At 42.0% G+C, this 19931-nt stretch carries 18 protein-coding genes and 1 pseudogene; 14 read left to right on the top strand and 5 right to left on the bottom strand.

Going from position 1 to position 19931, the window contains the following annotated elements; translation table 11 throughout:
- Positions 1-20: 20 nt before the first annotated feature.
- From QE390_RS17925 to QE390_RS17885, 9 genes and pseudogenes are all read left to right on the top strand, one after another.
- Positions 21-914, top strand: a complete 894-nt coding sequence (locus QE390_RS17925) for an aldo/keto reductase (RefSeq protein ID WP_307143171.1) — start codon at positions 21-23, stop codon at positions 912-914.
- Positions 915-917: 3 nt separating this feature from the next.
- Positions 918-1910, top strand: a complete 993-nt coding sequence (locus QE390_RS17920) for an oxygenase MpaB family protein (RefSeq protein WP_307143170.1) — start codon at positions 918-920, stop codon at positions 1908-1910.
- An 82-nt stretch (positions 1911-1992) separates the two neighbouring features.
- Positions 1993-2277 (top strand): SCP2 sterol-binding domain-containing protein, encoded by a 285-nt coding sequence (locus QE390_RS17915; protein WP_106638451.1) that lies wholly within the window; start codon positions 1993-1995, stop codon positions 2275-2277.
- A 246-nt stretch (positions 2278-2523) separates the two neighbouring features.
- The gene (gene mnmE / locus QE390_RS17910) at positions 2524-3864 is read left to right on the top strand and encodes a tRNA uridine-5-carboxymethylaminomethyl(34) synthesis GTPase MnmE (protein WP_307143169.1); all 1341 of its coding nucleotides are present in this window, start codon (positions 2524-2526) and stop codon (positions 3862-3864) included.
- Positions 3865-4100: 236 nt separating this feature from the next.
- Positions 4101-4670 (top strand): helix-turn-helix domain-containing protein, encoded by a 570-nt coding sequence (locus QE390_RS17905; protein ID WP_307143168.1) that lies wholly within the window; start codon positions 4101-4103, stop codon positions 4668-4670.
- Complete coding sequence (locus tag QE390_RS17900) at positions 4667-4846, top strand: hypothetical protein (protein WP_307143167.1); 180 nt, start codon at positions 4667-4669, stop codon at positions 4844-4846. Before QE390_RS17905 ends, QE390_RS17900 begins: the two co-directional genes overlap by 4 nt.
- A gap of 297 nt (positions 4847-5143) precedes the next feature.
- Positions 5144-5854: a hypothetical protein gene (locus QE390_RS17895; RefSeq protein WP_307143166.1), complete on the top strand. Its 711-nt coding sequence runs from the start codon at positions 5144-5146 to the stop codon at positions 5852-5854.
- A gap of 304 nt (positions 5855-6158) precedes the next feature.
- Positions 6159-6409 (top strand): annotated as a pseudogene (locus QE390_RS17890) (VOC family protein); the annotation flags it as partial.
- A 181-nt stretch (positions 6410-6590) separates the two neighbouring features.
- Positions 6591-7739 carry an acyltransferase gene (locus QE390_RS17885; protein WP_307143165.1) on the top strand — a complete coding sequence of 383 codons (1149 nt, stop codon included), beginning with the start codon at positions 6591-6593 and terminating at the stop codon, positions 7737-7739.
- 261 nt (positions 7740-8000) lie between these two features.
- Here the strand turns inward: QE390_RS17885 and QE390_RS17880 are convergent, their stop codons facing one another.
- On the bottom strand, positions 8001-9035 hold the full coding sequence (locus QE390_RS17880; RefSeq protein WP_307143164.1) for an OmpA family protein: 1035 nt from the start codon (positions 9033-9035) through the stop codon (positions 8001-8003).
- A 1214-nt stretch (positions 9036-10249) separates the two neighbouring features.
- On the opposite strand from QE390_RS17880, the gene QE390_RS17875 reads away from it, so the two are divergent.
- A complete protein-coding gene (locus QE390_RS17875; protein WP_307143163.1) occupies positions 10250-11299 on the top strand; it encodes a TlpA disulfide reductase family protein in 1050 nt (349 codons plus the stop codon).
- Between the two features lie 248 nt (positions 11300-11547).
- Here the strand turns inward: QE390_RS17875 and QE390_RS17870 are convergent, their stop codons facing one another.
- The gene (locus QE390_RS17870; protein ID WP_307143162.1) at positions 11548-11922 is read right to left on the bottom strand and encodes a nuclear transport factor 2 family protein; all 375 of its coding nucleotides are present in this window, start codon (positions 11920-11922) and stop codon (positions 11548-11550) included.
- A gap of 378 nt (positions 11923-12300) precedes the next feature.
- On the opposite strand from QE390_RS17870, the gene QE390_RS17865 reads away from it, so the two are divergent.
- Together QE390_RS17865 and QE390_RS17860 are read left to right on the top strand one after the other, a co-directional pair.
- On the top strand, positions 12301-13143 hold the full coding sequence (locus QE390_RS17865) for a DNA/RNA non-specific endonuclease (RefSeq protein WP_307143161.1): 843 nt from the start codon (positions 12301-12303) through the stop codon (positions 13141-13143).
- A gap of 22 nt (positions 13144-13165) precedes the next feature.
- Entirely contained in the window at positions 13166-13864 is a 699-nt protein-coding gene (locus QE390_RS17860) for a hypothetical protein (RefSeq protein WP_307143160.1), read from the top strand.
- Between the two features lie 296 nt (positions 13865-14160).
- Here the strand turns inward: QE390_RS17860 and QE390_RS17855 are convergent, their stop codons facing one another.
- The gene (locus QE390_RS17855; protein ID WP_307143159.1) at positions 14161-15009 is read right to left on the bottom strand and encodes a hypothetical protein; all 849 of its coding nucleotides are present in this window, start codon (positions 15007-15009) and stop codon (positions 14161-14163) included.
- A 155-nt stretch (positions 15010-15164) separates the two neighbouring features.
- Positions 15165-15806, bottom strand: coding sequence for a LuxR C-terminal-related transcriptional regulator (locus tag QE390_RS17850; RefSeq protein WP_106634684.1), 642 nt, complete (start codon positions 15804-15806; stop codon positions 15165-15167).
- A gap of 305 nt (positions 15807-16111) precedes the next feature.
- Between QE390_RS17850 and QE390_RS17845 the strand changes: the two genes are divergently transcribed.
- A complete protein-coding gene (locus QE390_RS17845; protein WP_307143158.1) occupies positions 16112-16696 on the top strand; it encodes a hypothetical protein in 585 nt (194 codons plus the stop codon).
- A gap of 461 nt (positions 16697-17157) precedes the next feature.
- On the opposite strand, the gene QE390_RS17840 is transcribed toward QE390_RS17845, so the two are convergent.
- Positions 17158-17424 (bottom strand): hypothetical protein, encoded by a 267-nt coding sequence (locus QE390_RS17840; RefSeq protein WP_307143157.1) that lies wholly within the window; start codon positions 17422-17424, stop codon positions 17158-17160.
- A gap of 198 nt (positions 17425-17622) precedes the next feature.
- On the opposite strand from QE390_RS17840, the gene QE390_RS17835 reads away from it, so the two are divergent.
- On the top strand, positions 17623-18462 hold the full coding sequence (locus QE390_RS17835) for a DNA/RNA non-specific endonuclease (RefSeq protein ID WP_307143156.1): 840 nt from the start codon (positions 17623-17625) through the stop codon (positions 18460-18462).
- Positions 18463-19931: the final 1469 nt, after the last annotated feature.

Raw genomic sequence — 19931 nt, 5'->3', positions numbered from 1 at the left:
CATTATTTGATCAGTAAGCTATGAATTATACCCGACTTGGATCGTCCGATTTAGTAGTCAGCGAAATTGCCTTTGGCGGCATGTCGCTGGAAAAGGAGACTGCCACGCAGTTACTTCAGCAGGCTTTTGACAAAGGAATTACCTTTTTCGATACGGCTGATATTTATAACAAAGGAGAAAACGAGCGAATGATGGGAGAAGCCCTGCGTTCGCACCGGAAAGATATTATTCTGGCCACCAAAGTGGGTAATCAGGAAAGAGCGGATGGAAAAGGCTGGGACTGGAACCCGACCAAAGCCTATATTCTCGAATCGGTTGAGAAAAGCCTGACACGGCTTCAAACGGATTACATTGACCTCTACCAATTACACGGCGGCACGATTGAAGATCCGATAGACGAGACCATTGAGGCGTTTGAGTTACTGAAAGATCAGGGAAAAATCCGGGCGTATGGCATTTCTTCCATTCGTCCCAATGTCATTAATGAATACGTCAAGCGTTCGAACATTGCCAGCGTTATGATGCAGTACAGTTTACTGGATCGTCGGCCTGAAGAAAATGTACTGGATTTACTCGCGGAGCACGACATCAGCGTTCTTGCTCGCGGAAGTGTGGCGAAAGGTTTACTGGCGGGTAAAACGCCGGAACCGTACCTGAATTATAATGAAAGCGAGGTTCAACAGGCGGCAGAAGCCATAAAAGCCCTAAGTACAGCAGAGCGAAACGAAGCGGCTACGGCGATTCGTTATGCCTTGTTTCCGAGAGCGGTGGCTGCGGCGGTAGTCGGCATTCGAACGTTGAAGCAACTGGAAGACGCCCTGAAAGCGGGGGAGACCACATTAAGTCCCGAAGAATTCTCGGAACTAGGTAATGTACTTTCTGCTGCTAATTACAAAGAACACCGCATCAACTAGCCTATGAGCACCCGGATTATCAAAACCACTCGTTTTTTCTCAACGGAATTGCTGAATCAGTATCGTCAGCAAATGGATCCGGCGGCTGATGCCGTAGTGTCCGTTGTGGCGGAAAAAGGAGGAGCGAAAGGGGTTCGGCAGCTATTGCTGGAGCGGACGGCAGGACACATTCAGCTAAAGGACGATCCTTACTGTAAGGATTTTTACGAAACGCATCATCAGTTACCGGCCTGGGCGGATCAGCGACAAATAGACAAGGCTTGTCAGTTGTTTCAAAAGAACAAGGATATCGTAACCTTATTGTTAGGATGTATGTCTTTGCCTTATACATACCTGGGGGCGGATGGCGTTCAGGTGTTAATGCTTTCGCAGCGGATGCAGAACGATACCCGTAAAAGACTGGAAGAAACGGGTGAATTTGTTTTTGGCATTCTGGATGAATCCGCCTGGAAGGGAGATTCCCCCGAAGCACTCGAACGCCTTCTGAACGTACGATTAATTCATGCCGCCGTTCGCTGGTTTTCGCTTCATTCTGGCAAATGGAATCCTGCGTGGGGAATGCCCATTAATCAGGAAGATATGGTTGGAACAAATCTGTCTTTCAGTTATTTAGTAGTATTGGGACTCCGAAAAATGAACGTTCATTTGGATGGAAAAGAGGAAGAATTCTACCTGCATTTCTGGAAAGTAGCTGGCTTTTTAAGTGGGGTAGCTGAAGAATTGCTCCCCATTAATTTAAGGGAAGCGTATATCCTGAGTCAGCAGCTTTCCCGTCACTTATTCCGATCCTCAACGGAGGGACAGTTATTAACTCGGGCCTTGTTGCAGGTTATGCAGGAAGATATTCCAGAAGCTTTAAAAAGCTTACCTGCCGCCCAAATGCGGTTTTTATTGGGGGATGAATGGGCGGATCAGTTGGCAGTTCCAGCGGTTCCTTTCGAGAAGAAGATTATTCCCTGGATTCCTTCTGGACTATTTTTCAAAAGTCAGGGTTGATTATTTCATCAGAACTAAGCAACTTGCGGCCCTTTTGTGGGTTAAGTTAGAAACGCTGAACCTTTTTATTTAACAGACATCTATGACATTTCAAGAAGTAGACGCGAAAATCAAGCAACTGGCTGCTCAGAAGGGCGGAACCGGTGACGTTATAAAATTTCAGACTGACGAAGGTAACATTGTGATTGACCGTGATGGAACCGTTTACAACGATGACCGTGAAAGCGACGTTACCATCGGAATCAGTGCAAAAGACCTCAGCAAGTTGATGACGGGCGATCTGAATCCCATGACGGCTCTGATGTTCGGAAAAATTAACATCAGCGGTGATATGTCACTCGCCATGAAATTGAAGGATCTTTTCTAAATCTCAGCGATTTAATCTCAAGAGTCCAGCAACCCTGATGAACCAATTCGTCAGGGTTTGCTTTTTATAATTTTAAATGAGTGAAGGATGGAATGAGAAAATAAATAGTGATGAACTACTAGATGAGCAAGAGATGGATAATAGTCTGTCTAATAATTATTTAAATGTTCAGAAAATAATAGAATTTGTATTAGGAAGTAGAGTGTAAATAACGCTAAACTCAAAATCCCAAACAGTAAACTAATCATGTCGATTATAGCTCAATCTACCATCTGTGCCCTGGCTACTCCCGTTGGAATTGGAGCTATTGCCGTGATTCGGGTGTCGGGTGCCGAGACTTTCCCCATTGTTCAGAAACTATTTCGAGGTAAAAAGCTGGCGGATCAGGCTAGCCACACGATCGTTTTCGGAACCCTTCGGGATGAAGATGGAGGCATTGTGGATGAGGTATTACTCAGCTTATTCAGAACGCCGCATTCTTACACTCGTGAAGATACCATCGAGATTTCCTGCCACGGATCGGCCTATATTATTCAGAAAATCCTGCGACTACTAATCCAGAATGGCTGTCAGATGGCTCAGCCGGGAGAGTTTACGCAACGGGCTTTTCTGAATGGTCAGTTGGATTTAGCCCAGGCCGAAGCCGTCGCCGATCTGATTGCTTCCGACAATGATGCCAGTCACCGGGCTGCTATTCACCAGATTCGCGGGGGATTTTCGAAAGACATTGCTCAGTTACGAGAGCAACTCATTCACTTTGCTTCACTCATCGAACTAGAACTTGATTTTGGCGAAGAAGACGTGGAGTTTGCGGATCGGGATCAGCTACGCCGTTTAATTAATGCGATCCGTCAAACCTTGCAGCCGCTTATTGATTCCTTCATGCTTGGAAATGCCCTGAAAGAAGGCATTCCGGTAGCCATTGTCGGGCCGCCGAATGCGGGAAAATCAACCCTGCTCAATGCTTTACTGAACGAGGAAAAGGCCATCGTGACTGAAATTGCCGGAACCACCCGCGATGTCATCGAAGATACATTAATTATCAGCGGAATCAAATTCCGCATTCTGGATACGGCGGGTATTCGCACCACAAATGACCGGGTGGAAGCCATCGGTGTAGAACGTTCCCTAGAGGCTCTTAACCGAGCCGAGATTATTCTGAAGTTAAGCAGTCCAGACGTGGCCAGCACCGAATTTGAAGAACTCTTTGCAGAGCGGGTAGGAGACCCAAGCCGGGTAATCTCGATTCATACCAAAGCCGATTTATCTGAGGAGAGTAACGCCGATCTGGCCATCTCCGCCCAGACCGGACAGGGCATTGAAGAGTTAAAGCAGCGGTTACTTGATCGGGTTAATCAGCATCGTACGAACGACACCGTAGTAACGAATCTACGCCATTTCGAACATCTAACCGCAACCGATGCTTCTTTGCGAAGAGCATTAAATGGGCTGGATGCGGGCATTACCCAAGATTGGCTAGCCATGGATATCCGTCAGGCCTTACTACATCTAGGAGAAATTACGGGTCAAATTACTACGGATGATTTGTTGGAGAATATATTTTCTAAGTTTTGTATCGGAAAGTAACCTTACCAAAGTAACCATATAGTATTTTGAGCAAAGTATATATAATTGGCTGGTTGTTAGTAATTAGTGTATTGTATATACTTTGTTTTGTTTAGAGTTATTATGGGTTTATTACGTTTTTGTTTGTACCTTCGTTGTACCTCGAATGGGTTTTGATCTTCAAAGCCCATTTTTTAGGTCAAATTATGGCACACATAGACACACTATGACACGCCAAGGCATATGAAGGCACAAATATGAGTTCTAATATTGAGGTACAGCGGGTTTGTCAGCAATGCGGTAAGGTGTTTACGGCTCGAACCACTCGGACCAAGTACTGCTCTCATGCCTGTAATAGCAAAGCCTATAAAGCAGGAGTACGAGCAACTAAAGTAGAGGGAAGCGATCAGCAGACAAAGGCAGTTATTGCAAAGCCCATAGAAGATATTAAATCCAAAGCTTTCCTGAGTATCAATGAAGCCTGTCTAATCTTGGGCATAAGCCGGCGTACAATTTATAGAATGCTGGAAAGGGGAGAGTTGCATGCGGGAAAGGCTGGTGCTCGTACGCTCATCCAACGATCAGAAATAGATAAGCTCTTTGCTTTACCCGTTCCAAAGCCTAAAGCGGAAGAGCCTCCTAAAGAATTACTTCCTGACGAACCTTTCTATACCTTGGCTGAGGTGAGAAGTAAATACGGCATATCAGATAAAGCCTTATATGATCTCATTAAGCATAATAAGGTACCTAAGCGGCAAGAATGGAAGACAGTCTACGTCTCTAAATCTGCTATCGATGAAATTCTTAACCCCGAACTTCCGCAATGACAAACGTAAAACTTAGACAAAAGCCCGTAAAGGATAACCGGACCAGTCTATACCTTGACTTTTATCCACCAATACCAAGTAATAAAACAGGGAAGCTTACCCGGCGAGAGTTCTTAGGTTTTTACATGTATGAAAAGCCAAAGACACCCGCGAAAGCCCAGTTGCAAATGTGTTAACGCCCCTGGAGCAAGCCATAGAGGAGGTTTGGGGCTGGTATAAAGAGGTGCCTCTATGGTACAAAAAATCCAGAGGTTGAGGAAATGCTAGCCGCTTGAATAAGCTTCATTGGGAATCTGGCTGAGTACACTAATATTACTAAGCTGGATGACTATGAGTGGCACAAACGGTTAGACAATTTCCGCGAGGTATAGAAAGTAAGTATGTAGCCTATCCAGAGTGGAGGGGCTTTTCTTTTAAGTAATGGGTCGTTATCTTTGATTGCTTAAATAAATCTCGTTGTTTAATCTATCTATATGAAGGTTTTTACCTCAGTTCTTTTCTCCTTATTATCTACAGCTGCTTTTTCTCAAATTGGTATTGGTACCCAAACACCACACCCAAGTGCTCAGCTAGAAGTTAACGCTCTTAATAAGGGAATTTTAATTCCGCGGGTTACTCAGGCTAATCGCCCGGGTAGTCCTGGCCAGCCAGAAGCTGTTAATGGCTTAATGATTTATCAGACTGATGTGGAGCCGGGATTTTATACCTTCAACGGATCTACATGGGACAAAATGGTTAGTAAAAGTGAAATCCCTAGTAATACCTATTTCTATGGAGTGAATGGCTATACCAGGTATGTCGTTTTAGAATCTACTGTACCTAAAATGATGAATTTCCCTGATATTAATAGCTCTGCTGACTTTGAAGTTAATGCGGATAAAACCATTTTCACAATAAAAAAAGAAGGAAATTATTTAGTTAACTTTTATGTAAGTGCAAAGCCAGAATCTTTAAATAAAATCTATACCTATCAAGCAGCTTTATTTGTAGACCCATATCCTAAGGGTCATGCCTACGTGAGATCATCTGATTTAGATTATAAAGTTCAGTCTACTTCTATTATAAGATTAAAAGAAGGAGATAAAGTAGGGTTATATTTAGCACAATATAACCAACAAACAATTACTCTTGTACTAGATGACATGGCTCAAGGGGCTTCTCTTACTTTGGTTAGGCTTAACTAATAAATTTTGTAGGAAATGTAAGCCTCTTCATCTTGGATGGGGCTTTTCTTTGTAATACATATCCTACTATTAAGAAAAAGTGCAAAAGTGACACTTTAGTAGCGGGCTAAATAATGAACTATCCGCTCGCATCTATTACTGCTAGTGGACGCGTTAAGTGCAATAAAGGCAACTCTAGATTACCTTTAACCCTGGTAAGAGTGCTCAAAGTTATATTGTCCGTGATGGCTATCAGTAGTTCATATCGGTGCTGGCGGTATTATGTTTTACCAAATGACTAGCTTAGCATTCTGATTATTTTTACATGAATCAACGAATTGCTCACCTTACACTAGTCGTTCACGACTACGATGAGGCGACTAACTCTGTATACGACTAAATTAGAATTTACCCTATTGGAAGACACGAAGCTAAGCGAGACTAAACGCTGGGTGCTGGTAGCTCCGAGAGACAATGGGTCCTGTGCTCTGTTGCTGGGCCAAAGCAGATGGCGAATTTCAGGGAAGCCGGATCGGTAATCAAACGTGTGGCCGGGTATTCCTCTTCCTCTACACTATGGCAAGAAGCGTAAGGCTCTTTTTATAGAATTGCAGAATCGTAAGGCAATTAACTAAACGTCTTTAGATGAGAGCCTGGTTACTTCTAGTTAGACGACACCTTAACTCTAAGGCAAGCAATGGGATTAACTTAACCAATGGCTTACTCACTATAGAAAACATTCCATGATCTACTTTTTATGCCAACCGACGCACCTTCTTCATTAACATGGAGAACACAATCAAAAATTCATTACCTGGATTACGACAAGATACTCCTAACGGCTCTGGTCATTCTGCACCATGTATCTATCACCTATGGTGCCCCCGGCGGATGGTATTACAAGCAACCTACTACCGATGCAATGGCTAAGGTTGGTCTAACGCTATTAGTAGCTACAAACCAGTCCTTTTTCATGGGTTTATTTTTTCTGCTGTCTTCCTACTTTATTGAGCCGTCTTATCAACGAAAAGGAGCCCAAAAATTTGTTCTGGATCGTCTGAAGCGTCTGGGGATTCCGTTGGTTTTTTATTCTCTTGTTCTTTCCCCGGTAATGAATTTCCTGGTGTATCGCTACGGACATCATCATCAGGTTACTTTTCTTCAGTTCTTAGCGGGGTACGACAACTGGATCGATCCGGGCGTGTTATGGTTTGTGGCCGCTTTGTTGTTATTTAACGTAATGTACGTCGTGTTTCGACCACGTTACTCATTGCCAGATGCCCTTAAGCTGCCTTCTAGGTCAAGTATTCTATGGTTTGCTGTCGCTGTTGGCTTGATTAGTTTCCTGGTGCGATTAATCTTTCCTGTCGGCTGGGTGTTACATCCGGTCGGTTTTCAGCTTTGTTACTTTCCGCAGTACGTAGCCTTTTTTGCCATCGGAATAGTCGCTCAACAAAACCATTGGCTGGACCAGCTCTCATTACAACTGGGGAAACAGTTTTTTAGAATAGCTCTGGTAATGGTTTTCATGGTATTCCCCTTACTATTTGTAGTGACTACCAAATTAGCATTGCCGATGTCCAGCTTCAACGGGGGATGGAATGGGCAATCACTCGTATTATGCCTGTGGGAACAGATTACGGGTATCTCCATCAGTATAGCTCTGTTAAGTTATAGCAGGCATCACTGGAATGTAAGTAACGTTTTTTTAAACACTTTTGCTCGCAGTACCTACAGTACCTATATTCTGCATCCCTTGATCGTCATTGGGTTATCAGTGTTACTAGCCGATGTGTCTATTGAACCTCTGATCAAGCTTTTGATAGTCGCTCCGCTATCCATCATTTTGTCTTTTATAGTGGGAAAACTGACCTTAAAACTCCCTGGGGCAGATAAGATTCTATAAATCAATGAGATAGAAAATTCGAAATGTACTTAATATGTTCAAACTGCGTACGTGGACGATTTAGCCAAGTTGAGAGGTTATAATTTCTCACGATTGGTGAAAAATTGACGTAGAGAGTCACGTAGTTAAAATAAACAATAAAGAGCTACTTCAAGGGGCGAAGTAGCTCTTTATGCTAAAATCAAGAGTTATTTTTAAATGTAGCGAAAGGCTAGGAGTATCCTAGCTACCATCGTTGGGATGGCTCGGGCTATTGGCTCACTATTGGTTTATTTTTACCAGTTCTACCCGGCGATTCTTTGCTCTATTGTCTTCTGAATCATTCGGCACCAAAGGTTTTTGAGCACCGTACCCCATAGCTTTCAATCTGGATTGATCGATGCCGGACGCGATTAACTCCTTAAGCACAGTTTTAGCCCGATTTTCAGACAATTTTTTGTTGTGATCCGCATTGCCGGTATCATCGGTATGGCCTTCAATGCTAAGCTTAAGCCCTTTATCGCTGCTAAGTACTTTCTGGATTTCCTTCACGGCGTCCTGACCTTCCGGTTTCAATGTGGCCTTATCGACATCGAAGTTGATGTAAAGGACCGCTTTCCCTTTTTCAGCCAACTGGCTTCGGATCTGATCGGACTTAAGCAGGGTGATGGTTTGCTTGAAAGCTTCTTTTTGCAGGATATTGAGTTTACCGGAAGCCGTGTTTCCGCTGAGCTGAATATAGATGTCGCCACCATCCGCCCGGCGGATCACGTACACTTTTATGTTTTCTCCGGTATAACCAATCGAGCCATCTTCGCCTAAGTAAGAGGCCTGATTGTGGTAACGTTCGTATTCTGCACTCGTAATTTCACCATCGAAGACCTTAACGCCACCCACTTTGGTGATTGCGTCATCGTAGCTTTTTTCAAAATAGGGCAGTGACCACTCCTCAGAACTACCCGGTTCCGTAACGATATAACTCTTCCAGACTTTTCCTTCCAGCGGTGTCATGACACCGTTTAGTGCAAAGAACAATTTGTCAAAGGACCGCTGGACAGGCTTGTTTTGCTCCGCTAATCCCTTGGGAAGACTAAAAAAGGGAAATGATTCGAGCGGGTGATTCGATACCGGAATGGTATTAATATCGAAACTTTGAGAAGCCCCGGTACCTGAAGACTCTGTTTTGGGTTCCGTTTCATTGGATGGGGCCTCATTAGTAGCCTTTGGATTTTCCTTAGGGGCATTATGGCAGGATGTACTTGCAATAATACACCAAAAGCAAGATAACGTAAGCAGTGATTTGAAGGGCCTAATCATAGTAGATTCTACGTTTAGCGTATGTTATGTAAATTGAAAAAGGTTGAAAGGGCATCCGCATTGAATTAACTAACCTGATACCCCTGAGCCTTTAAGCGGCCGTAAGTTAGGTCTTGCTCATCCAGAAACACAACCGTAAGCTGATCTACGGTAATATAATGAAGGTATTCTGCCGATAGTATAGACAGGCGGTTAGTGAGGAGATGAAGACATAGATAGGCTTGCTTAAGTTGGTTACTGCTTTTATTGGATGGTTATGAGAAATGGTCAGAGATTACCGACTCACTTTGGAGTAGTAAATTCAATCTTCTTTGATGTAAATAACTAAGTATAGTAAAAGGGTATTTGAGAATAAGTGAGAGCCTTGTCCAAGTGGATGAAATAAGCTAGTAAGGCTATGCTTCAAACGAATTCGATGTCAATGATCGCCTAAATCTATTAGGTTGTCTGTCAGTTTAAAATGATAGACTTTGCTATAGAAAAAGGTAACTGTCAATCAAGCAGAGTACCCTTCTGAACGCTAGAGCCTACGATATGGGTTAATCCCTGAAATCTGTCTGGCGATTTGACTTCTGCCTGTTGAATGTACGATTTATCTATCCCTTGACTAAAATCTTTTTCTGAATAGGACACGGGTTTATCCGATCGTTTCCATGTCCCAGAGACTCGTATAAAGGAGAAAGATTGAACCTTAAGACTGCGTTTGAATAGCGTCAGTTTTTGATAATTTATTCGCTCTCCGGTTGGTACGTCTCTAGCAAGATTAGCTGATCATATAACTTATTTTGAAAGGCTGTCTTCAGATGCTTGGTAAGTCTGACCGATGAAGAAGGTCTATTCCATGATTCTGTTTAGCTGCCGAGAATCCAAGAAAAGGATCATGGGACGGGCTATATACGCTTAGGTTTTTTAAATTCCATAATGGTTTGTCACTCTGAGCTATATAAGAGCCTTTGGAAGTCGTTACCAGACTGATTTTGATAATCAGTTAACAGGGCTAGAAAACTTAGCAGAAAAACAAATCTCATACTACGATTCTTTGTCACCAAAAGTAACCGAAGAAAGTGCACTTCATTACTGAATAATTCAAAACGGGGTCGGCTGAATACCGAGGCTGGCGTCTTAAATAGGAGATTTATGATTAAATTGCCTTCCTAAGGGATTAGGCTATTCTATTCACAGAACAACTTATTAAACCAGGTATCTCATTTCATATGAAATCTAAATATATACTCTTCCCCACAATGCTATTTGCTCTGTTTACCAACTCATTAATTGCTCAGCCGGGAAAAGTGACAGGTAATATCAAGGGCCTGGGTAATCGACCCGTCATTTTTGGTTATAAGCAAAAAGGTAAATACCAGCTGGATACTGTGTTTGCTAAACAGGATCATTTTAGCTATTTAGCTAAACCTAGTGATGATGGACGTATTCATCTTCGAATTACTTCTCCCAGATACACTGCTTTTTACTATGATGAAGTACCCGTAACGGTTTCTGGATCGATTGAAACTCCTTACAAGCTTATTTTTAAAGGTGGTCCAGACAATACAGTTCTCAGTCGCTACGAAGAATCAATAGAATGGGTTTATGACGAAAAGTTTAAAACAGCATCAGGCTCAGAAAGGGCAAAACTGGAGCAGCAAAGAAATAAAGATATACTGGATTTCATCCTTAAAAACCCTTCTTCTATTCATAGTGCCTATTTACTGTATTGGCAAACCATTACTGATGACACTCCGATTGATCAGTATGAGAATATTTTAAAGTCATTATCTGCTGCGGTACAAGATAGTGATCAGGGTAAGCAAGTAGCTAAGCGGTTAGAACTCCTAAAGAAACAACCAGTTGTAGGAAAAGAAGCTCTAAACTTCACGCTTCCAGATACGGCAGGACGAGCAGTTGATCTGAACAACTATCGGGGTAAATATGTCCTTTTAGATTTTTGGGGACATTGGTGTGGGCCTTGCATTAAATCATTTCCTAAGTTAAAGCAGTTACAAAGCCAATATATAAATAAGCTGGTGATTATAGGAATTGCCGCTGAATATGAATCTGATAAACCTCAATGGTTAAAGACTATTCGTACTCATAAGCTAGACTGGGTACAGGTTTCAGAGTTAAAAGCCGATAAAGGAGAAGTGAATGAAGGGTACAACATCAACGCTTTTCCTACGTACCTCTTACTCGATAAAAACGGAATAGTATTGGAAAGATCTCTAAGCCTAGAACCAATTCAGCAGAAGCTTAGCTCTATTAAATAATCCTTAGTTCAGTAAGCACGTGGTCACTATTATTCATAAGTAAGCATCTCTCTGAAATCTCGGGATTTCTGCATTTGTGACTAAAAACTGTCCTTATAAGCTCTGATGAAAATTAGGTAGCTTGAACGCGGATTAATTGCAAATGTGGAGTCATGAACCTAAGAATTTCTTGTCTTGGACAAAAAGAACTCAGTTACGTATTTGGCATGCATCATGCAAAGAAAGCCCGTAGCTTTTTTAATCATAAGCTAGTTCTCCTCTGCCTGGCTGATATGAGCGGCAACAATCTGCCAGCGATTTTCTGAGTAATGCCAAACCCGGGTATAGCGGAACAGACCTTCAATAGCGACTTCAGCCACCCAGACTTTCAATTTCATTAAAGCAAAAACGATAGCCGTTTCGAGCAGAACTTTAATCTTGACCTCCTGCGGAGTGATACTTTCTATTCGTAACTGCCCGGATTGATGGGCGGCCAGATCATCGGCTTTAGTAAGTAGGTAGCCAGCTGGATCAGTTACAATCACATCATCCGAGACTAAAGCATCCAGCATCTCTGCATTGCTTTGGATCATGGCCAGCCGTAGCCGCTCTTCATGCTGTTGAATTTCTTCGATTACCTGCATTGCGTGTTTTTTGCTGGCAAATAACAAAGTAGACCGTTATTCCGTAGTCGGTTTTACTTGAGATATAATCGGGAAAACTTGAAGTCCTGCCGGGATGCACATGTAGGAATCCCATGATCTATTCCTACGTCCCCAAGTAGCTTTCTTTCCGTGTGTCTTTGAAAATCCACGTAAAGTGGTAATAAGCTGTTTCCACTCGACACGCAATCTTTTAACCTTCACTATTGAAGATTTTGATATAGTTTTGCCGATAATACTGGCTCCGTTTTCTATGCGTTCTCATTCAGAAGTATAGAAGATCGGAAAAGTAAGGATTAATTCAGTACCCGTAAGTTCCGCCCGATAGATCATTAGTACATGTTACCGCCACTAAAAACATTGAGTAAATCTTACTCATTCACCGCCACTATTGCCCTTATACTGCTTGTTGCATCCTGTGGACGCAAGACCGTAGTTAACCCATCTAAGCCCTCATCCAAGCTTTCCACGCAGGCGATTCTGGGTTATCCATCACTCACTACCGGCAACGCCTCAGCCGACGGTTCGGAGTATCTGTTAGTCAAGCCTCAATACGTGCTTTCCTATCAGCCGCTGAAGGGTATTGCCCGCTGGGTTGGCTGGCATCTTCAAACCAGTGATTTAGGTTCTGCGGATCGTCAGGATGATTTCAGGCCCGATGAGGACTTACCGCGTAATTTTACGATGATCAAACCTACAGACTATACCAACAGTGGGTTTGACCGGGGGCATTTGTGTCCCTCGGGCGACCGTACGGCGACGGAAAGTGATAACTCCGCTACGTTTGTCATGAGCAATATGATTCCGCAGGCTCCCAGCCTGAATCGGGGCATCTGGAGCGATTTAGAGGACTATTGTCGGACGAAAGTGAAACTGGGCTCTGAAGCGTATATCTATGCCGGTGGATACGGAGAAGGAGGTAAAGGATCGAACGGCTCAGCAAATACTATTGCTAGTGGAAAAGTGAGTGTACCGAACCGTTGTTGGAAAGTGATCCTGATTATGCCGCAGGGCGATAATGATGTTTCCAGAGTGGGCACTGAGAAAGTGGAAGTAATTGCGGTGAACATGCCTAATTCCCAGGACGTAGCCGGGACAAGCTGGCGGAAATGGCAGGTAACGGTACATGAACTAGAGCGAACAACAGGCCTGGATTTCTTTTCGGAGCTTCCACAGTCTGTTCAGGATAAGATTGAGAATTAACCCCTTTTATAACCTAACCTGTATGAAGAAAGTATCACTTGTGCTAATGGCTTTTACCTTATTAGTTTTCTGGTCTTGTGAAAAGGGTATAGAGCAACCTACCGTTTTCCCTAAGTATTTTGTTTGGACTGGAGTAAAACCTAAAGGTAAGATTCGTCTTTTTTACGATAAGAAGGAAATTACGGATCAGGTAGAAATAGACAGAGTATTGAATGATACGTCCAAGCATTTCGGTGAAAGCTTCAAAGCCCTTAATGTTTATCTCACGATACCTGTACCTCAAATTAAAGACACCGTCTTAACATTCACGCACCCAGATACCGTACGGTTCAGAAACAGCGTTTATACATCGCTTTTAAAAGATCACATGTTTACGTTTACCAGTGGGGATAGAGTATTGTACAACATGAGTACAGGCGAAATAGACCCGTTTAGTTTCCAGAAACACAAGCCTGTGCAAGGTCCTGCCTTACCTCTCATAACGGGATATACTCACAGTGCTCAGCTGGTTCATGTAGCTTACGGTGATTATAACTCTATGGAATTACCTGTCATGGGGAGTGTCTTCAAACGCTTCGTTAAGAATAGTTTGGGAACTTCTGGTTACATAAACTCTATGAGAGGTGTTTTTAATGAATTTGATGAAGGCTATATCCTCAAAATGCAAAAGGGAGATACTTTGCTCATTCAGGAATACCTCTATGAACTCAAAGCCAAATAGTATTTTCTCAAAATGTAGGATTCTGAATATTGGAATTTTTATCTAAAAAGTGAATATCCTTAACATCAGAAAGAATCCTAATCAAATAAGTCTGCAACTGTCGGACTTATTTGGGTTTAGGAACTAAACAGAGATTTTCTATTCTTCATATATTGATCCTCAAAAAATACTGAAGAGGTAAATCACTACAATAGAAAGCCGCTCTGGAGATCTAGAGCGGCTTTCTATTGTAGTTTATCCTAACAGACTCACTCAGAAATCTCCAGTTGAGCCTTTTGAGATTCTAATCAAATAAGTTAGGGTAATCGTCGATACCCCTCATCTGCACCATTTGCTGCGGGTAGACGCTCGTAGCCAGTGATGGTAAGATTGCTAAAAGGTGGGAGTAATCCACTCAGACCTGTTTGGGCCCCGGCAAAAGCCTCGGTGCGGCCCCGGTCCAGGGCATTGGATACGTTTACATCACCGCGTTGAAGAATGTTTCTACCCCGAATCATAAACATATCACGACCCTGGGAGCGAGAATCCGCATTCGTAACATTCTGGGCAACCACCAATCCAATGCCAGGTATTCTCCGGGCTTCTAACGGGGTATTATTTACGGTCCATACTCCCAGATACGCTTTGGTAGAGAAAACATCGGTCACGCCTTGAAAACGGTCTTTAACGCGGTACGCAGGTGAGCCGTCATTCGCACTCACTTGCTCAAAGCTAGAGCCCAGATCATTGACGCTGAAGCCCGGAACAAACCAACCATTTCCATCCGGCCCTGGTTCAAAGCAGCCGCTAGCCCCTTGTGCCACGGAAGTTGGACTAAAATCACCCCTTGCAATAAACTGTCCACCTCGAATGAGAAAGCGTGAACCAAATTCAGGCTCGGGTAAGATTTGTCCTACAAATTGACGGTCGCCATCTCCGGCAACAATAACCTGGAAACGGCTATTAGGTACGACGCTCCAGATCCCCAAATCTTTTCCGAAGGTGAGGCTTGTGCACTGCCCACCCTGGCTAAATCTGGCACCAGACGGTTTAGAAATGGCGGGAGTAGGCGTGTCACTCTGTTCTCTGTTACAGCTAATGGGTAGCGTGAGCAGCCCTGCCAGAATCGCATAAAGTCCTTTTCGCAATGTTTGATTCGTGTACATGTTTCGGATTCATTGAGTAGTTATAAATACCCGTTCAGTGGCCATTCTTTACGGGCGATTTATCAGATCAATCTGCTGAACAAAGGTGACTGCAACGTACTCCGAATGCAATAGGGGAAAACCATGGATTTTGTAAGCCAGGTAGGGGAAATCCTCTAGCCAATGCGGTCGAGAATTTTGACAGCGATCTGTCGAAGCTTACGGGCTGATGGGAGGGATAATTTCTGAACGATGCGAAGCTTGTGGTTTTCAACTGTTTTCACACTGATGGAGAGCTTGCTGGCTATCTCCTGATTGGATTCCCCCCAACCAATAAGGCCTATTACTTCCCGTTCACGGGAGGTAAGTTTAGCCAGGTAATTTAACGTCTCCGAACAGTTATCCAGGGTTGTTAGGGTAATCGAGACATAGCGGAGGCCTTGCTGGAGTTGCTGTAAACAGGAACGCAAATCCTGGAGAGAAAAGCTTGTGGGTAAAAGACCACTCAAATCCAGGGAATTAAATAGCTGATGATTACCCTCCGAGGAGAGAAACACGATACACTTCGTTGCCAGTTTGGGGGTTGCCCGGATTTGCTGAAGCAGGCCAAAGGTGCATTGGTAGAGCGAAAGCTGAGGGGGTTGAATCAGCAGGAAGTCAGGGGCCAGAAAACTAACGGCCTGTTGAAGGGGCGTCGTATGGTCTTCTAAGTTAATAAGGATGTATTCATCGGCCAGGGCATCAATGATGGAGAGTTGTTCGGCTTTGAGTGCGGGTAGATGATAGGCAATAGTTAGAGGTAAGTGACAAGCATTCATTAGGGCGGGTTGGATTAGTGGTAGCCCAATTTAAGCCCTTTTTAATCTAACGCCTCGTTATACGTTAACTAATTTTCAACGATTTAGCTAACGGTAGTAATGCAGCGAAAAGTAGAAAGACTTTCTGTTATTTAGGTCGCCTGAGAAACAGAAAGCCTAACGGTATTTAGCATCCAAAGATTGATTGGTACCTAACCATGTCTTTGCAAGTTACCAGCATAGGGAAACTTTCGTTAAGAATGAATAATTAGTGTTATCTTTAATGATTTTTACTATCATTGTGCAAAAGAATTAACCTAACTTATATGTCTAATCTCCACTATTCAGTCCTTCTGCCCGAATTTATTAATTCCACCTTAATCAAGTATTTACGTATCATGCGTAATCTCTTATTTCTTCTTTTTCTCTGGCCACTCTGCACCAAAGGGCAAGACATACCTGTATCACTTCGAACGTTTAAAGGTAATTATCCAAAGTTTCCGATAGATACAGTTGTTTCCTTTCCCTTCATTAATGTATTCGAGAGGACTTTAGAAGAGTATTATATAAGTGGTTTACCAACGAATTTAATTGATAAAGAAAAAGGTATTATATCTACTGGATTTACACCATTTTACAGACGATATACTTTTGAACAAAAGCGGAAATTATTGAGTAGTGTTGCTTACGTAGTAGTAGAAAGAGATCCGGTCTATCCTCCTAGTATAGTCATGGGTGTATTCGAAACAAAACTTACCCCCGTAAGCAATTCTGAAACTAGAGTGGTAATTAGTCTAAAAGAGCCAGATGCTCGCTATGTGGACAACTATAACGGTTTTGAAAAACAGCTCAAAGTTCAATCTACAGGAGTTTTCGAGAAAAACATTATTCAAAGAATCACGAAAAATTGAACTATTTAATCTTCTTATGGCCTGATAGAATATTATACTAACAGTGTCCTTTCCTTTACTCAATGCTGCATTAGTAAAAATGGAGAAAGACGATTAGAAAGGATTATAAAAAAGCTTGCTCTGATTACAAAAGCAAGCCTAATCAGATTTAAAAGGTTAAACGACGTTTACTTCTATCGGAATAAACTACTTTATTGTAATGAGAAACAAATTCAGCTAACTAGAGAACATAAAGAGACTAATGCATGCTTGAATCCAATGGAACAAGTGCCCTTTTCACTGTTACCAAGACAAAGCTAGGATGTTCTCATTATTAAAAAATAGCCTAATTCGAGTACGTGTAGGTAACTGATATTAAGGCAAATTATTGATAATTGTTAATAAATTTTATGCCTTTGATTCAGTGGAGATACACAAACAGACCCAGAGCTTAGATCAAGAAGGACTGATGTTGAAAGAAGCTAGCTATCCCGCCAGCCACTAAGCATATAGAGCTCAGTCATGAGCCAGCCAAGCCCTGCCAGAAGCGATAAAATAGCCATCCAGTGTTTACCGGGAAAAGAGACTTTCATAAACCAAAGGAGCAAGCCATAGACAATCAGACAAAAACTCCCGGCTACTAAAGCATAAAGGCTGATCCACGAAGCAAGGTGAATGCCCAGGTAAACCGTTACCACTGGCAGTAGTAATGTTACCAGTACTATTCCGTAATAGAAAGTCAGCTTCATCTTTTAGAGGTTACTAGAGAGTAATAACTAAATCCTATCAAAAGTCTTGCCAGATATGCTAACTTATTCATTTTTAGTGTAAATCGCAAGAAGGCAGATCCTGTAAGGGCGGCTCTATTTTTGTATACGTATAGAGAAAGGGTAAGCTTATCAATTTCGATTTGTATCTTTTAGGTCTCAATGATTGAAATCGTGCTTATGAATAGATTATATGGTCTAATAGGGGCCTTTATCCTATGTTTCTTCGTCACCAGTTGCCGTCTCAAGCCCATTAAACCAGATGAGTTGGACAAGGTTTTGTTTACTCAGGCTACGCTGGGGTACCCCACAGTAATGAGCGATAAAGACGAAAGCATCGCTTCAGAGTTTCTGCTTGAAAAGCTTCAGTTTACCTTAGCTTACCAAACCAATCGGGGTATTTCCCGTTGGGCTAGCTGGCACGTACAAGCGAGCGATCTGGGGACTTACACAGCCGAGAACGTCTACATTATTGACGATGCGTTGCCCTCAAACACGCCCAGAATCCGTCCGACGGACTACAACAATACGGGCTTTGATCGGGGGCAGTTGTGCCCAGTGGGGGACCGCAGTGCCAGTGAAAATGATAACTCCACCACGTTCGTACTAACTAACATCATCCCTCAGGCTCCGGCATTAAAGCAGGGTGTATGGAAACAGGTTGAAGATTATTGCCGTAGCCAAGTAAAAGCGGGCTGGGAAGCGTATCAGTATGCCGGAAGTTTTGGGGATGGCGGAAAAGGAACGATGGGCGAAGCTACATCCATCGCGAATGGAAAAATCAGTGTACCTCGCCGATTCTGGAAAGTAGTGTTATTAATCCCCGCTGGTGAAAACGATCTGCAGCGAATCACAAAAGATAATGTGGAAGTATTCGCCGTGAATATCCCCAATAACCAGGATATCACCTCCACAGACTGGAAACAATACAAGGTAAGTGTGCGGGAAATAGAAGGATTAACCGGACTTAACTTTTTTTCTAAATTACCAACCGAACTACAGAATCAGCTAGAAAACTGAGTTAATGATTCTCGGTTTAGAACAATCTGTTGTTTGGAAAATAACCATTGATTTAATGGAACGGGATTGTTGATACAGTAAAAGACTGGACGCTTGCATTTAAATAAGACAAGTTCAATTAGACAAGTAATGACTTAATTGAATTTTCAAAAAAGGCCTATTCCGGTTGTAGGGATAGGCCTTTTTTTGCGAGTAATAATAGCTAACTGGTTTATTTGAAAAATGTTTACAAATAGTGGAGTAAAGATTTTAAATTGCCATTATCCGCTCCTATAAAATCTGACCGCTCTTATGTATACGCTGTGGCTTTCCTTACTTTTATCAGTTACTCCGCCTAAAACAGATTCGGTTTATATTTGCTTATCTCCTAGAGCCTATGCTTTTCACAACAGGGTTTGTCATGGACTAAATAGGTGCTCCCATGGAATAAAGAAAGTAAGTAAAGCAGAGGCCATACGCAGAAATTATGTTGCCTGTAAGATTTGTTATTAGTGAGTAGAATGTTTTGAAGATGATCAGTAAAATTATTACTTGAGTGTTAGAGTTAGGGATGATAATTTTGGATATATATTCCTGAATAGCCACGTTGGGAAGGTAAGTAAATAGTTGTTAATTTTCTGAAAATTAGATAATTGTATCTAAACAGGTACCTATGTGGCTCATTTGGAATAATAGGATGAGCATTGTAGCTGATGGGTTTGCTTCAATGAGCTAGTAACGAAAAATTACAGAAAAGAGGGAAGCCATACAACCAATTCTTGTGGGCTTAGACTAGTTGTAGAGTACAGCCCATCATCTATTTAAAGATTAAACTTCTTATTTTTCTACACATTCCTGCCGCTCCTGGGAATAATTTACAGCTCCATTAACTCTTAACGATTGCTGAGTGACCTTTTCTAATACTATTAAGAAAAATTATAAATTAGGTGCCTGATTTTAGAATGAAGCCTGCCGAAACTAGTATTTCTATTTATTAAACACTATTCGCTATTTTAAATTTTTTCATAATACAGTTTGATAGTACTCACAGCTACGAAACAGAAAACATAAATGGACTCTTAAGTAATCAAAAATGCAGTTAATTACGAAGTATTATGGGGTAATAAAATACATAGAGTAGGGCTATAAGTATTTGTCTGATTGATGTGCCTAAGTATGACTAGTTGAAATAGGTAAGTATATTTTTACAACTACTGAAATAAATTTTATTTATAATTCAAATATTTTTTATTTGTAAGTAACTTTGAATAGTTAGTAATTAAAAACAAAAATTCCAGACATAACATACGTCTGGAATTAAATAATCCGCTAATAAATAAGGAAGTCTCTTTACTTCAGTAGTTAGAGACAGTATCTTAAAATCCTTATCTGTGATCAGATAAGGATTTTTTGTAATTGTACTTAAGTTTTTGTGCGTGCTAATGCAGATGAAAAATAAGTTTTTACACTTATATATAATAGTGTAATCG

This window comes from Siphonobacter sp. SORGH_AS_1065 (assembly GCF_030818595.1).
In the GTDB taxonomy this organism is placed as follows: domain Bacteria; phylum Bacteroidota; class Bacteroidia; order Cytophagales; family Spirosomataceae; genus Siphonobacter.
The sequence above is the reverse complement of the archived record's forward strand: the minus strand, read 5'-3'. Positions and strand labels throughout refer to the sequence as shown.

Bases quoted from the DNA above. Each gene is read 5' to 3' on its own strand.
- QE390_RS17915 (WP_106638451.1), top strand. From the start codon at position 1,993: ATGACATTTCAAGAAGTAGACGCGAAAATCAAGCAACTGGCTGCTCAG.
- QE390_RS17905 (WP_307143168.1), top strand. From the start codon at position 4,101: ATGAGTTCTAATATTGAGGTACAGCGGGTTTGTCAGCAATGCGGTAAG.
- QE390_RS17845 (WP_307143158.1), top strand. From the start codon at position 16,112: ATGTCTAATCTCCACTATTCAGTCCTTCTGCCCGAATTTATTAATTCC.
- QE390_RS17835 (WP_307143156.1), top strand. From the start codon at position 17,623: ATGAATAGATTATATGGTCTAATAGGGGCCTTTATCCTATGTTTCTTC.
- QE390_RS17870 (WP_307143162.1), bottom strand. From the start codon at position 11,922: ATGCAGGTAATCGAAGAAATTCAACAGCATGAAGAGCGGCTACGGCTG.
- QE390_RS17860 (WP_307143160.1), top strand. From the start codon at position 13,166: ATGAAGAAAGTATCACTTGTGCTAATGGCTTTTACCTTATTAGTTTTC.
- QE390_RS17900 (WP_307143167.1), top strand. From the start codon at position 4,667: ATGACAAACGTAAAACTTAGACAAAAGCCCGTAAAGGATAACCGGACC.
- QE390_RS17885 (WP_307143165.1), top strand. From the start codon at position 6,591: ATGCCAACCGACGCACCTTCTTCATTAACATGGAGAACACAATCAAAA.
- mnmE (WP_307143169.1), top strand. From the start codon at position 2,524: ATGTCGATTATAGCTCAATCTACCATCTGTGCCCTGGCTACTCCCGTT.
- QE390_RS17855 (WP_307143159.1), bottom strand. From the start codon at position 15,009: ATGTACACGAATCAAACATTGCGAAAAGGACTTTATGCGATTCTGGCA.
- QE390_RS17840 (WP_307143157.1), bottom strand. From the start codon at position 17,424: ATGAAGCTGACTTTCTATTACGGAATAGTACTGGTAACATTACTACTG.
- QE390_RS17880 (WP_307143164.1), bottom strand. From the start codon at position 9,035: ATGATTAGGCCCTTCAAATCACTGCTTACGTTATCTTGCTTTTGGTGT.
- QE390_RS17895 (WP_307143166.1), top strand. From the start codon at position 5,144: ATGAAGGTTTTTACCTCAGTTCTTTTCTCCTTATTATCTACAGCTGCT.
- QE390_RS17925 (WP_307143171.1), top strand. From the start codon at position 21: ATGAATTATACCCGACTTGGATCGTCCGATTTAGTAGTCAGCGAAATT.
- QE390_RS17920 (WP_307143170.1), top strand. From the start codon at position 918: ATGAGCACCCGGATTATCAAAACCACTCGTTTTTTCTCAACGGAATTG.
- QE390_RS17850 (WP_106634684.1), bottom strand. From the start codon at position 15,806: ATGAATGCTTGTCACTTACCTCTAACTATTGCCTATCATCTACCCGCA.
- QE390_RS17875 (WP_307143163.1), top strand. From the start codon at position 10,250: ATGAAATCTAAATATATACTCTTCCCCACAATGCTATTTGCTCTGTTT.